The organism is Polaromonas sp. P4_F9, from assembly GCF_056401235.1.
Window position 1 is genome coordinate 159,166 of sequence record NZ_JBFUJT010000006.1, and the last position, 13,061, is coordinate 172,226.

At 62.8% G+C, this 13,061-nt stretch carries 12 protein-coding genes and 2 pseudogenes; 2 read left to right on the forward strand and 12 right to left on the reverse strand.

What is annotated here, in order from left to right; all coding sequences use genetic code 11:
- The first annotated feature begins 20 nt into the window (after window positions 1-20).
- The gene (locus tag AC1DUB_RS07755) at window positions 21-398 is read left to right on the forward strand and encodes a cupin domain-containing protein (protein ID WP_477729053.1); all 378 of its coding nucleotides are present in this window, start codon (window positions 21-23) and stop codon (window positions 396-398) included.
- A gap of 56 nt (window positions 399-454) precedes the next feature.
- Window positions 455-1,165: pseudogene (locus tag AC1DUB_RS07760) on the forward strand (nitrilase-related carbon-nitrogen hydrolase); the annotation flags it as partial.
- A 96-nt stretch (window positions 1,166-1,261) separates the two neighbouring features.
- Here the strand turns inward: AC1DUB_RS07760 and AC1DUB_RS07765 are convergent.
- From AC1DUB_RS07765 to AC1DUB_RS07820, 12 genes and pseudogenes are all read right to left on the reverse strand, one after another.
- Window positions 1,262-2,563, reverse strand: a pseudogene (locus AC1DUB_RS07765) (NAD-dependent succinate-semialdehyde dehydrogenase); the annotation flags it as partial.
- A 118-nt stretch (window positions 2,564-2,681) separates the two neighbouring features.
- Window positions 2,682-3,365 carry a GntR family transcriptional regulator gene (locus AC1DUB_RS07770; RefSeq protein WP_477729084.1) on the reverse strand — a complete coding sequence of 228 codons (684 nt, stop codon included), beginning with the start codon at window positions 3,363-3,365 and terminating at the stop codon, window positions 2,682-2,684.
- A gap of 142 nt (window positions 3,366-3,507) precedes the next feature.
- Window positions 3,508-4,614, reverse strand: a complete 1,107-nt coding sequence (locus AC1DUB_RS07775) for an ABC transporter ATP-binding protein (protein ID WP_477729054.1) — start codon at window positions 4,612-4,614, stop codon at window positions 3,508-3,510.
- An 8-nt stretch (window positions 4,615-4,622) separates the two neighbouring features.
- Window positions 4,623-5,435 (reverse strand): ABC transporter permease, encoded by an 813-nt coding sequence (locus tag AC1DUB_RS07780; protein WP_477729055.1) that lies wholly within the window; start codon window positions 5,433-5,435, stop codon window positions 4,623-4,625.
- An 18-nt stretch (window positions 5,436-5,453) separates the two neighbouring features.
- On the reverse strand, window positions 5,454-6,362 hold the full coding sequence (locus tag AC1DUB_RS07785) for an ABC transporter permease (RefSeq protein WP_477729056.1): 909 nt from the start codon (window positions 6,360-6,362) through the stop codon (window positions 5,454-5,456).
- A gap of 118 nt (window positions 6,363-6,480) precedes the next feature.
- Window positions 6,481-7,515, reverse strand: coding sequence for an ABC transporter substrate-binding protein (locus AC1DUB_RS07790; protein ID WP_477729057.1), 1,035 nt, complete (start codon window positions 7,513-7,515; stop codon window positions 6,481-6,483).
- Window positions 7,516-7,638: 123 nt separating this feature from the next.
- Complete coding sequence (locus AC1DUB_RS07795) at window positions 7,639-7,953, reverse strand: NIPSNAP family protein (protein ID WP_477729058.1); 315 nt, start codon at window positions 7,951-7,953, stop codon at window positions 7,639-7,641.
- 15 nt (window positions 7,954-7,968) lie between these two features.
- Entirely contained in the window at window positions 7,969-9,438 is a 1,470-nt protein-coding gene (locus AC1DUB_RS07800) for an aldehyde dehydrogenase (RefSeq protein WP_477729085.1), read from the reverse strand.
- Window positions 9,439-9,471: 33 nt separating this feature from the next.
- Window positions 9,472-10,509, reverse strand: coding sequence for an LLM class flavin-dependent oxidoreductase (locus AC1DUB_RS07805; RefSeq protein ID WP_477718597.1), 1,038 nt, complete (start codon window positions 10,507-10,509; stop codon window positions 9,472-9,474).
- Window positions 10,510-10,565: 56 nt separating this feature from the next.
- Entirely contained in the window at window positions 10,566-11,528 is a 963-nt protein-coding gene (locus AC1DUB_RS07810) for a flavin reductase family protein (RefSeq protein WP_477729059.1), read from the reverse strand.
- A complete protein-coding gene (locus tag AC1DUB_RS07815; RefSeq protein ID WP_477729060.1) occupies window positions 11,525-12,394 on the reverse strand; it encodes an alpha/beta fold hydrolase in 870 nt (289 codons plus the stop codon). Before AC1DUB_RS07815 ends, AC1DUB_RS07810 begins: the two co-directional genes overlap by 4 nt.
- Window positions 12,384-12,974 (reverse strand): amino acid synthesis family protein, encoded by a 591-nt coding sequence (locus tag AC1DUB_RS07820; RefSeq protein WP_477729061.1) that lies wholly within the window; start codon window positions 12,972-12,974, stop codon window positions 12,384-12,386. The genes AC1DUB_RS07815 and AC1DUB_RS07820 overlap by 11 nt, the downstream gene beginning before the upstream one ends.
- Window positions 12,975-13,061: the final 87 nt, after the last annotated feature.

Genomic DNA, 13,061 nt, shown 5'->3' on the forward strand with positions numbered 1-13,061 from the left:
TTCATCAAAGGAGATTCAGCATGCAACACAGTTCACGGCTCACGCGACCCTGGGAGAGCAAGTACGGCATTCAGAACACGACAGTCCTGGCGGAAGTTCCAGAACTTCGCGTCCTGGACATGACTCTGAAGCCTGGAGAGTTCGTTCCTTGGCACCGTCATCCGTCGAATGCGGACCTTTTCATTGGCTTGCAAGGTGAATATCAGATCCACTTTGCAGTTGACCAGATGGTAACTGTACGCGCCGGCGAGCGACATGAGATTGCAGTCGACGTGCCGCATTCCGTCGTGAATGTCTCGGCCGACCCCTGTAGATTTCTCTTGCTTCAGGGGGTCGGCTTGTACAACTACATTCCGGTCGATCGGGAAGTGCTCGGCGTCCGCGCGGTGACTGCATGAAAACGAAGGTAGCTGTGGTGCAAGCTAGCACCGTCGTGTTCGACACCCCCAAAACAATGGAGAAGCTGGCTGCGCTCGCTGAGCGAGCCGCGGGCGAAGGTAGCGAGCTCATCGTCTTCCCCGAAGCCTTCATCGGCAGCTACCCCAAGGGTTTGGATTTCGGCGCTCGCATTGGAAGTCGAACTGCCGAAGGCCGCGAAGACTTTCTTCGCTATTTCCGCAGTGCAATCGAGGTGCCTGGCCCGGAAACCCGCCAACTTGAGGAGATCTCCTCCAGGACGGGTTCAATGCTCGTCGTCGGCGTCATCGAACGTTCCGGCGGCACTCTCTACTGCACGGTCGTGTTTGTGTGTCCCACTGGTGGTTTGCTCGGCAAGCACCGCAAGTTGATGCCGACCGCGGCGGAGAGGCTTGTTTGGGGCTTTGGGGACGGCTCCACCCTGCCCGTCTTCGACTCTTCTCACGGGCGCGTGGGAGCGGTGATCTGCTGGGAAAACTACATGCCAGCGATGCGCAGCGCAATGTTCTCGAAAGGAATCGAGCTGTACTGCGCGCCCACCGCAGATGATCGCGACACATGGGTTCCGTCAATGCAGCACGTCGCGTTGGAAGGTGCGTGCTTCGTGCTTTCAGCCTGTCAAATGTTGCGCCGGGGGGACTGTCCACAAGCCTACGATGCTGTCCAGGGTAGCGATCCCGAAACGATCCTGATGCGAGGTGGCAGCTGCATTGTCGACCCCTTCGGCAAGGTGCTTGCAGGCCCGGTGTTCAATGAGGAGACCATCCTGGCTGCCGAAATCGACCTCGCAGAAATAGCGAAGCGAAAGTACGATTTTGACGTGGTCGGTCACTACGCACGGCCAGATGTCGCGACTGTAGAAGTAACTCGCCAACCCGAACTCGGTGTCGTTAGCCGCGAGGATAGCTTCTTCATCGGTTCTAAAACGGAAAACAGGTGCCAACGGGCCGAAAGTTTCTTCACGCGCGCACTGCATGTCCGACGTCGCATCGACGATTACCGTTGGCTCGAAAAACAGGCCCTGTAGCCTGTGACCACCGGCCACCAATCTGCCGCCCTTTTTTACAGCGTCATCGATGTGCCGCTGTACCTTGTCCACTGCAGCGCTTTCTATCAGCGGACCTTGCACCACACCCACTTCGAAGCCATTGCCTACTTTCATGGCCTTGACTCTGGCTGCGAACTTGCTGACAAACTCGTCGTACACCCCATCCTGCACATAAAACCGATTGACACAGACGCAGGTCTGGCCTGCGTTGCGGTACTTGCTGACCAACGCACCTTCGACCGCTGAATCAATGTCAGCATCGTCGAACACAATGAAAGGGGCGTTGCCGCCCAGTTCGAGCGACATTTTTTTGACCGTGGGTGCCGACTGGGCCATCAGGATGCGCCCTACTTCAGTGGATCCCGTGAAGCTCAGGTGGCGAACGGTGTCGCTGGCGCACAAAGCCTTGCCCACCTCGATGGAGTTCTGCCCGTCTGCAGTAATGACATTGATCACACCGGCCGGAATGCCGGCCCGCAGGGCCAACTCGGCCGCGGCCAGTGCCGTGAGCGGCGTCAACTCCGCGGGCTTGATGATGACCGTACAGCCAGCCGCAAGCGCCGGGGCCACCTTGCGGGTGATCATCCCCAGCGGGAAGTTCCACGGCGTGATCGCTGCGCATACGCCAATCGGCTGCTTGAGCACCATCAGGCGGCGGTCGGCGGCAAACTGCGGCAGGGTTTCGCCGTTGACGCGCTTGGCTTCTTCGGCGAACCACTCGACAAAACTCGCGCCGTAGGCCACCTCGCCTTTGGCCTCGGCAAAGGGCTTGCCCTGCTCGGCCGTCATGATCCGGGCGATGTCATCCTGGTGAGTCATCAGCAGGTCGAACCAACGCCGCAAAATGATGCTGCGCTCCTTGGCAGTCTTGCTGCGCCAGGCGGGCCAAGCAGCATTCGCGGCGGCAATGGCGGCGTCGGTCTCGGCTGCGCTGAGGTTGGCCACATCAGCCAGTTTGTGTCCGGTTGCCGGATCGGCCACGTCGAATCGCCGCGCGCCGGCCACCCAGCAGCCGTTGATAAGTGCATCAGTCTGGAGAAGGCTGGCATCGCGCAGTGCAGTGAAGGGAGAGGAGGAGGTGGCAGTGGCAGTGGTCATGAAGCAATTCCGGAGGCTAACCCCGCCCCCCAGGGCCGGCAGAAGCCAGCACTGATCAGCAGGGAGGACAGGTTAATGAAGGTTGACGGACGGGAGAAGAAAACCTGGACCACAGGCATCAGACCACGTTGTTTTCCAGGCTGGCCATGGCGATGGCCTGTGCGTTCAGGATGTGGGTTTGCGCGGCGTTCCGCGCGGCATCGGGGTCCTGGTCGCGGATGGCCGACAACAGGCGGTGCATTTCCGCAGGCGCCGCCGAGCCACGCTGGCGGCTGGCGATGGTGATCATGCGCAGACGGTTGATACGTGCGTTCAGCGAGTTCACCACGCCCCAGGCCACGGTGTCCCCGGCCGCCTGGAACATCGTCTGGTAGAAAATTCCGGTCTGCTCCATGACGCCCTGCAGGTCATTGGCCTCAAAGGCGGCCTCGATGCGCTGCAGCGTGGACGTCATGCGGATGACGCTGGCCTCGTCACGGCGCAGGGCGCAGGCCGCCGCCGCATGGCCTTCGAGCAGGGCGCGCAGCTCGTAGATCTGACGGGTGGTGTCGGCGTCGATGATGGCGACGATGGGCCCCTGCTGGGGCACGGACTCGACGAGGCCTTCTGTTTCCAGATGCCTGAGCACTTCCCGCACCACCGTTCGGCTGACGTCCAGCTCCTCGCACAGAGTCCGCTCCACCAGGCGCTGGCCAGGCTTGAAGTACTGGGAAAAGATCGCCGAACGAACCTTCTCAAGCGTGAGCTCGCGAAGGGTTTTCTGGTTTCGGTTTACCTTGATGTTGTCGGCCATGGGTGTCACGATCTTTCCTCTAATCTGAATGTCCTCGGGTGTGCGCATCTTGTGAACGCGCACTGCTTCGTGTCCATTATCGACAAAGGCTCCCGGCACGGGAGGCGCAGCTGGTGACAGGAGTTTCATGTTAGAGCCTTCGGCATTGAATTCAGGCCGGGTCCTGGTACGCCATGCCGCGTGAGGCGTCCCAGGCCACGATCGCGTCATCGCCACAGTTCCAGAGCCTGCCATCGCCCATGCTGGCGTTCATGCGCACATTGATCTCCTGGTCCCACGGCGTGACCACGGAATACTGGATGGTGTCGCCCAGGTAGCTGCGGTCGCGCACCCGCACAGGCAGGCTGGCACCGTCACTACCCGTTTGGGTAGCCAGCTTCAGGCGCATGCAGTCCGGGCGCACCATGAGTACCGCCGCACGGCCTGGCTCTACCGCCTGGCACGCGGCACTGGATCTCACATTGACACCATTGGGCAGCGTGTACACCGTCTCGCCGGTACCGCGGGAGCTGAGCTCTATCGGCAGGAAGTTGGAATTGCCAATGAAGCTGGCGACAAACCGCGTGGCGGGCGTCTCGTACAAGTCGGCGCCCGAGCCGACCTGCTCGATGCGGCCCTTGTTGAAAACGGCGATGCGATCCGACAGGCGCAACGCTTCTTCCTGGTCATGCGTCACATAGAGAACGGTGACCCCGGTTTCCTGGTGGATGCGGCGCAACTCGCTCTGCAGCTCTTCACGCAGCTTTTTATCCAACGCAGACAAGGGCTCATCCATGAGCAGGATGGGCGGGTCATAGGCCAGCGCCCTGGCGATGGCCACACGCTGCTGCTGGCCGCCCGACAGCTCGGCGGGCTTGCGATGGCCGAAGTCATCGAGGTGGATCAGCTTGAGCATGCGCGCGGTCTTCTCGCGGATCTTGTCTTCGCTCCATTTGCGCACGCGCAGCGGAAAGGCGATGTTCTCGGCCACGCTGAGATGCGGAAACAGGGTGTAGCGCTGAAACACCATGCCGATGTTGCGCTGGCTGGGCGGCACGCTGAGCAGGTTCTTCTGGTTAAGCACCACATTGCCTTCGGTCGGATCTTCGAAGCCGGCGGTGATATAGAGCGTCGTGCTCTTGCCCGAGCCGCTGGGGCCGAGAAAAGTCATGAACTCGCCGCCCTGGATATCCAGCGACACATGGTCGATTGCGACCGCGGCGCCGTAGGTCTTGCGCAGGTCGCGCAGGCTCAGAAATACATCGTTGGGTGTGGACATGGCAATCATCAGGTGGTGGGTTTGGTGGTTCTGGCGCCCAGCAGCGCGGACAGCAGCATGAACAGGAGCGTGATGCCGATCAGCAGGGTCGAGGCCGCGGCGATCACTGGCGAGAGGTCCTGGCGCAGCGCGGCCCAGATTCGCACCGGCAGCGTTTCCGCCCCCGGCGTCGCCATGAAGATGGCCAGCACGACGTCGTCCCAGGAGATCAGGAAAGAGAACAGCGCGGCGGCGCCCAGGCCCAGCCGGATCGACGGCAGCGTCACGCGCCAGCGTACGGCCCATTCGCTGGCGCCGCAGATGCGCGCTGCGTCTTCCAGCGCGAAGTCAAAGCTCTCCAGTGAATTGGAGATCGCGATGATCGAAAACGGCAAGGCGATGACCAGGTGGCCCAGCACAAAACCCGGCAGGGTGCCAGTCAGGCCGATGCGCAGAAACACCGCATACAGCGCCACGGCCAGCACGACCACGGGCATGACCATTGGCGTCAGAAAGAAGGCCCGCAGGATGGCCTTGCCGCGGAATCGTCCGCGCACCAAAGCCATGGCGGTGAAGAAGCCGAGCACCACCGACAGCACGCTGACGAGGACGGCGATCTTCAGGCTGTTCCAGGTCGCTTCGATCCAGCCCGGCTCGGCCCAGAGCTGCTGGTACCAGCGGGTGGTCCAGCTCGGCGGCGGAAAGGCCAGCCACTGCGAACTCCCGAAGGACAAGGCGACAATGAACGCAATCGGCGCCAGCAGAAACACCACGGTCAAAACAGCGATGAACAGAAGCCCCACCTTGAGGGGCCAGCCAATGCGGCGAAATTCGAGCAACATGTCGGGAGTTCCAGTCAATCAGGCGGCAGCGTTACGCTTGCCTTGAACACCGCCGTAGAGGTGCAGCTGCACCGCGTAAAGGCCCAGCGTCACGACCATAAGCACCAGCGCCGCGGCGCCACCCAGCCCCCAGTTCAGCAGGGACTGCACCAGCTGCGCGATCAGTTCGGCCAGCATCATGTTGTTGGTCCCGCCGAGCAAGGCCGGCGTCACGAAATAGCCCAGCGACATCACAAACACCATCAGCGCGCCGCTGGCAAGGCCAGGCGCCGCCAGCGGCAGCAGCACCCGCCAGAAAGACTGCCAGGCGCTGGCGCCGCAAATGGTGGCGGCGCGCAGCGTCGAGGGATCGATGGCCTTGATCGTCGCGTGCAGCGGCAGGATCAGAAAGGGCAGCATGATGTAGGTCATGCCTATCGTCACGCCGACCAGGTTGTTGACCAGCGGCAGCGGCGCATCGATCACGCCCCACTTCACCAGCAGCTGGTTGATGACCCCGGTGCGCTGCAGCAGCACCATCCAGGCGTAGGTGCGCACCAGCAGGTTGGTCCACATCGACAGCAGCAGCACGCTCATCAGCAGCTTGGCCCAGCCGCGCGGAAGAATCGCCAGCAGCCAGGCCACCGGAAAACCCACCAGCACGGTGAAAACCGTGACCAAGCTGGCGACCGTGAAGGTGTTGAGCATCACCTTGGCATAGGTCCACGAACCGACCAGCTCCCGGTAGTTCTGCAAGCCCCATTGCGGCTCCATGAAGCTGCGCAGCAGCAGCATCAGAACCGGCACCACAAAGAACAGCGCCAGCAGGCTCAGCACCGGCCACAGCCAGGCAAAGCCGGAAGCGCGCTTGACCCGTCCGGCCGGGTTGATCGACGGGGCCGGCCTGGCAGCGCCGTACGGAAGGGAAGCGGAACTGGGGTTGGGCATGGCAAATAAGCGTGTTGAGGTCGTCTTCGACGTGGCAAAAATGCGGCCGGAATCACGGGCCCGGTGAAGAGAGCCGGCCGTGTCGACGACCGCTCGGCTTCACCCTGCCCGGCCCGGTTTACTGGGCTTGCCAGGCGTACCAGCGTTTTCCGATGGCGTCGCGGTTCTCTGCCCAGTACGCCATATTCAGGTTGATCTGCGTCTTGGTGAACTGATCGGGCAGGTTTTTGACCGCGGCCGCCGGCATCATGGCCTTCGCGTCCTTGTTGATGGGGGCGTAGGAAGTCTCCACCGCGAAGTCGGCCTGCGCCTTGGCGCTGCTCGCCGCAGCCAGGAACTTCATCGCGGCCGCCTTGTTCTTGCTGCCCTTGGGCACCACCAACACATCGGCGGCGGTCAGGTTCTGGTTCCAGGACATGCCGACATTGCCGCCGGTGCTTTCGATGGCATTGATACGCCCGTTCCAGAACATGCCCAAGGGTGCTTCACCTGACGCCAGCAGCTGCTGCGACTGCGCGCCGCCCGTCCACCAGACGATCTGGCTCTTGATGGTGTCGAGCTTCTTGAAAGCCCGGTCCAGGTCCAGCGGATAGAGTTTGTCGGCCGGCACGCCGTCGGCCAGCAAGGCCAGTTCCAGCACGCCGGGGGCAGACCATTTGTACAGCGTGCGCTTACCCGGATAGGCCTTCATGTCGAAAAGGTCCGTCCAGTTGGCGGGTTGGGCCGTCTTGAAGGTGTCCTTGTTGTAGCCCAGCACAAAGGAGTAGTAGAAGCTGCCCACCTGGTGCGTGCCCGAGAAGCGGGGATCCAGAGCAGCCTTCTGCACCACGTTGTAGTCGATGGGTTCGAGCAGGCCGTCCTTGGCTGCACGGGCAGCGAAGTCACCCTCGACATCGACCACGTCCCACACCACGTTGCCGCTTTCGACCATGGCCTTGAATTTGCCGTAGTCGGTCGGGCCGTCCATCACGACCTTCACGCCGCTGCTGGCGGTGAAGGGATCGGTCCAGCTTTTCTTCTGCGCCGCCTGCGTCGTGCCACCCCAGCTGGTGAAGACGATTTGCGATGACTGCGCATGCCCCGCCAACGGAATGGCGAGGGAGACGAGGGCAAGGGCCGTCAGATGGCGGCGGCGCAAAGACAGTGTTTTCATAACTACTCCATGTGTTGAATAACGAACGGAACCAAACAAGAGAACTACGAACATCACGCTGGTAATAACAGAGCCAGTTCAAGCGTGTGTATTGAAAAAATCAGGGGCTGATTGCCGTACCGATCACACCAGCGGCGAGAACGGCGTGGGCTTCAAAATCCTGCACTCCATCTCTTCAATCAAGATCTGCAGCTTGGGCAAAAATGCCTTCCACAGCGGGTCCATCAGCAGAGCCGTGCGACGTCTGTCGCGGTCATCGAGGCTCTCGAAAGCCCAGAGGTGAACGATCTGATTGAGCGCACCAATGTCGGTCGAAAAGTAGCCCACCAGTTGCCCAAGATGGCGCTTCTGAATCGCCAGTCCTTCTTCTTGCACCAACTGAATGTAGGCAGGCACGGCACCGATTTTGAGACGGTAGGTCCGCAGTTCATAAAACATGACATTGCCCTCGGGTTAGCGCATGACAAAGGGATCAGCGATGGGCGCATCGCTGGTGTTGATCCACACCGATTTGCTTCGGCTGTAGTCGAGCATGGCTTCCATGCCGGCCTCACGGCCCAGCCCACTTTCGCCATAACCACCGAAGGGCACCATGGGCGAGATCACACGGTAGGTGTTGACCCACACCACACCGGCGCGCACTTGGCGCACGAGGCGGTGCGCACGCGCGATGTTTTGGGTGAACACGCCCGCAGCCAGCGCATAACGGCTGTCATTGGCCAGACGCAAGGCGTGCTCTTCATCATCGAACTTCAACACGCTCAGCACCGGGCCGAACAACTCTTCCTGCACACAGGGTGTCTTCGGGCTATCGCAATCGAGAATGGTGGGTTCGTAATAGAAGCCAGAGGCCTGCGCAGAGGGCACACGGCCGCCCGTCAACAAACGCGCGCCGCCGGCGACACTGGCCTGTACCACACGCTCGATGTGTTCGCGCTGGCGCGCCGTGGCCAAGGGGCCCATTTCCGTGGCGAGGTCTTGCGGGTCACCGATGCGTATGGCCTGGGCCTTGGCTACGAGTTTTTCAACGAGAGCCTGGTGCACGCTAGCCTGCACCAGCAGACGCGACCCGGCCACGCAGCTTTGGCCGGAGGCGGCAAAGATGCCCGACACGATAGCGTTGGCGGTGCTGTCAAGGTCGGCGTCCTCGAACACCATCACCGCAGACTTGCCGCCCAGCTCCAGCGACGTGGTGGCGAGGTTTTCGGCCGAGTTACGCAGGATGTGGCGCGCGGTCGACGGCCCGCCCGTGAAGGCGATCTTGGAGACCAGCGGATGGCTGGTCAGCGTCAGGCCGCAGGTCGCGCCGAAGCCGGTCAGCACATTGACCACACCGGCAGGAAAACCAGCCTCATGAATGAGTTCGGCAAAGGCCAGCAGCGGCGCGGGTCCATCTTCGGAAGCCTTGAGCACCACGGTACAACCGGCCGCCAATGCCGGCGCCAGCTTCACCGCGCTCAGAAAGAGCTGAGAGTTCCAGGGCACGATGGCGGCCACGACGCCGATGGGTTCGCGCCGCGTGTAGGCCTCCATGTCCTCCTTGTCGATCGGGAAGTGCGCGCCCTGCAACTTGTCGGCCATGCCCGCGTAGTAGCGGTAGTACTCTGCGATGTAGAGGATCTGCGCGCGGGTCTCGCGCAGGATCTTCCCGGTGTCCGTGGTCTCCAGCGCGGCCAGCCGTTCGACGTTGGCGGCCAGCAGGTCGGCCAGGCGATGCAGGAGTTTTCCGCGCTGCGTGGGACGCAGTCGTGACCATGCGGAATCGCTGAAGGCTTGGTGCGCGGCTTCGACTGCGCGATTCACGTCGGCGGCGCTGGCCGAAGGCATCATGGCCCAGGCCAGGCCGCTGGCAGGGTTGAGGCTTTCGAACGACTCTTCCGCGTGTTCGAAAGCGCCGTCTATGTATTGCTGGAATTGCTGCATGGCCATGGTCAATCGGTTTGAGGAGAGGCTTGCTCAGGCGAAGGCAGGCATGACTTCGTCGATGAACAGCTGCAGCGACCGGCGCTTGCGCTCGAAGTCCATATGACTGTCCAGCCACAGGCTGTACTGGTCGTAGCCCAGGGCTTCATACGCCTTCAGGCGTTCGATGACTTGCGCCGGCGTGCCCATGACCAGGTTCTGGCGCAGCTTGTCCGGGGCGAAGGCCGGCGCGGCGTCCAGCTCTTCCTGGCGGACCGCTTCCATGAAGCCGTTCTTGATCGGCCGCTCGCGGCGCGCCCATTTTCCGAAGTAGGTGTAGAACTTCTGCAGGTCCAGTGCACCCCGCGACAGCTCTTCCTCGGTCTCGGCCACATAGGTGTGCATCAGCATCATGATCTCGGGGCGCGGCACTTCGGGGTGAGCCTCGCAGGCGGCATCGAAACGGTTCATCAACTCGGCGACTTCGGCATCGCCGGCGGCCAGCGCGGTGACCTGCACATGGCAGCCGTTGGCGACGGCGAAGTCGTGCGACATCGGATCGCGCGCGGCGATCCACATCGGCGGATGCGGTTGCTGGATCGGGCGCGGCACAGGCGTGCTGACCGGGAACTTCCAGAACTCGCCGTCGTGCGCGTAGTCGCCGGCAAACAGCTTCTGCAGCGCGGGCACCATCTCGCGCATGCGGGCGCCGGCGCTCATCGCGTCGAGGCCGGGCAGCAGGCGGTCGTATTCGAAGAGGTAGGCGCCGCGCGCGATGCCCAGGTCCAGCCGTCCGTTGCTGACCACATCGCAGAGGCCGGCTTCTCCGGCCAGTCGCACCGGGTGCCAGAACGGCGCAATGATGGTGCCCGTGCCGAGGCGTATGCGCGAGGTCTTCGCGGCCAGGTAGGCCAGGTTCACAAACGGATTGGGGGCGATGGTGTACTCCATCGCGTGGTGTTCACCGACCCAGATGGTCTCGAAACCGCCACGCTCGGCGATCAGCGTCAGTTCGGTCAGTTCCTCCAGCAGTTGGTGATGGGAAACGCTGTCGTCATACCGCTCGGGGTGAGCGAACAATGAAAATTTCATGGCGGGCTTTGTGGGAGGTTGAAGTCTGGAGTCGGTGACCGGGAGGCAGGCCGGGATCAGGCGGCGTGGGCCAGCGGGGTGACGTCGCCGCGCTGTGCATCGCCGACGTAGACGCCGAAGCTGTCTTCGGCGCGCTCGCGCGCATAACGCGTCAGCACCGCGGCCGTGGCGTCGTCGACCGCCTTCAGGCCGGCAAGGTCTTGCAGCGCCACGTGGTGCAGGCGCGCGTCGCCGTGGCCGGCGTCAGGGGCGCGGCCGCGGTAGATCACACACGGACCTTGCGCGTCTTCATAGACGGAGAACACAAAGTCCAGCGTGGCATGCAGGCCGAGCGCCTTGAGCACACCATACAGGCCGTCGTTGCCGCTGGGCGTGCCAAGGCGCGAGGCTCCGGGCAACTCGTAGCCGCCGTCGCCATGGCGCAGCAGAACCACGCCGGCGTCAGTTTCGATCAGCGCATGGATGTGGGCGTTGCCGCTGCCGCTGGCGTTGACCGCGGCGACATCCTGGTAACCGACATAGGCACCGCGGCAATAGCCCAGAGGCCGGCCCGGGCTGTGCTCCAGACCGACGACCTCACCAATGAGGATGGTGTGGTCACCGGCATCGACCAGCTGCCAGGCCTTGCACTCGAAGGTGGCCAGACTGTCCTTGATGAGCGGCACGGCCAAGCGGCTTTCGGTCCACTGGCATTGCTCGAACTTGTCCGCAGCTTTCGATGCGAACAGGCTGGAGATGGGCTTTTGCGCTTCGCTCAGCACGTGGATGGCAAAGGCCGGCGCCGCCGAAAACACCGCATGGCTGTGCGCGGTCTTGGCCAGGCAGACGGAGACCAGCGGCGGGTCCAGCGACACTGAAGTGAAAGAGTTGGCGGTGAAGCCGCGCGGCTGGCCGTCGGCATCGCGCGTCGTCACGACGGTGACGCCGGTGGGATAACAACCGAGTCCGTCCCGGAAGGAGCGGACATCGATGGTTTGCAGGGCCTCCTGGACTTGAGAGGCTTGGGGTTTGTCGTTCATGGCACCTGCTCCGTGAAGTTGTTCAATGCATCGCGCAGGACGAGGCTGACCTCCTCCGGTGCCGTGAGACTCATCATGTGACGGTTCCCCTTCAGCACATGTGCCGCAGCCCGCGGCGCCAGACGGGCCATCTCGTGCGACATGGCTGGCGTCGAATTGGGGTCGAGCTCACCGGTGAAGAACAGCGCCGGCGGCTGCAGGGTGGGCAGGCGCGCGGCGTGCACCGCATCGGCCGTGGCGAAGACCTGGTAGGCCGTGGCATAGCCCTGGTGGTTGACCTCCTGCAGCAGCTTGCGCGAGAGCGCTTCGGCCATCGCGGTGTCCGGGTTGCCGGGGCTGCCGAACCAGCGCTTGAGGGTGTCGTCCAGGTTGGCCTGCGTGCCGTGACGCAGCAGCTCGCTGGCGCGTTGCCGCACCAGGAAACGCTGCTCTTCGCTGCGCGAGAACACCGCGTTCATGGCCACCACACCGGCGCAGCGCGAGGGGTGCTCCAGCGCGAACTCCAGCGCCACCAGGGCGCCCATGGAGTGGCCCACCACGCGTACCTGGGGCAGGCCCAGCATGTCGATCAGGTCCAGGAGCTGCTGCGCATATTGGCTCAGCGCCAACGGTCCTTCGGGCAAAGCACTTTGGCCATGCCCCCACATGTCGTAGACCAGCACATCGAAGTCAGCGGCCAGGTCGTTGACCTGGGGTGTCCACACCTCCTTGGCCATGCCGACACCGTGGATCAGCACCACAGGCGCGCCGTGGCCGTAGCGGCGCCAGGCCGTGCCCTGGGGCGTCACCCCGGAGGCGGTCGGCGTTGGCGGCGAAAAATCAGCACGCGAACCAACGCCCCTATCGGCGTGCAGATCAGCTTGCATTGGCGTTCATCTCCTTGATGTCCTGGTAGCGGTCGCCGATGCGGTGGTGTGGGCGGCCGCCAATCGAGGCGCCCAGTGCCACGACGATTTCGTCAGGAGCCGGTGCATCGACGATGGAGAACTGGATCGTCAGGTAGTGCGAGCGCATGCCTTCGTCATGCTTGTGCATCAGCGGGATCGCGATCGGACAGGCCGGGCCGCCGCGCACATTGGTAAAGGCCAGGTAGCTCTTGGCGCCGACGGCTTCGCGGTAGAGATTGCCGAAGCGCAGCGTGTGGATCAGCGCGGAGGCGTGCTCCAGCTCGCCCGATGTTCCGACGATGGCCGCCTTGCCGTAGCCCTCGACCGCCTCGCCCGAGCCTGCCATGGACAGGATGCTATCGGTGAGAAGCTTGCCCAGCTGGGGGCCAATGGCATGGATTTCAGGCTTCAGGTCGTCCACATAACCGCGTCCGGCCCAAGGGTTGGTCAGCACGGCCGCCGCGGCAAACAGTTGCAGCGGACGGGCCGCCACACGGCCACCCTCGAGCCGGATGTCTTCGGTGTAGGTGACGATTTTTCGGAGTTGGAGAGCACTCATAGAAGTTCCTTTTGAGTTGATTGGATCATGTTTTACCGTTTTCGGTATTATGGTATACCATAATACTAAATAAGATTATCCAGCCAT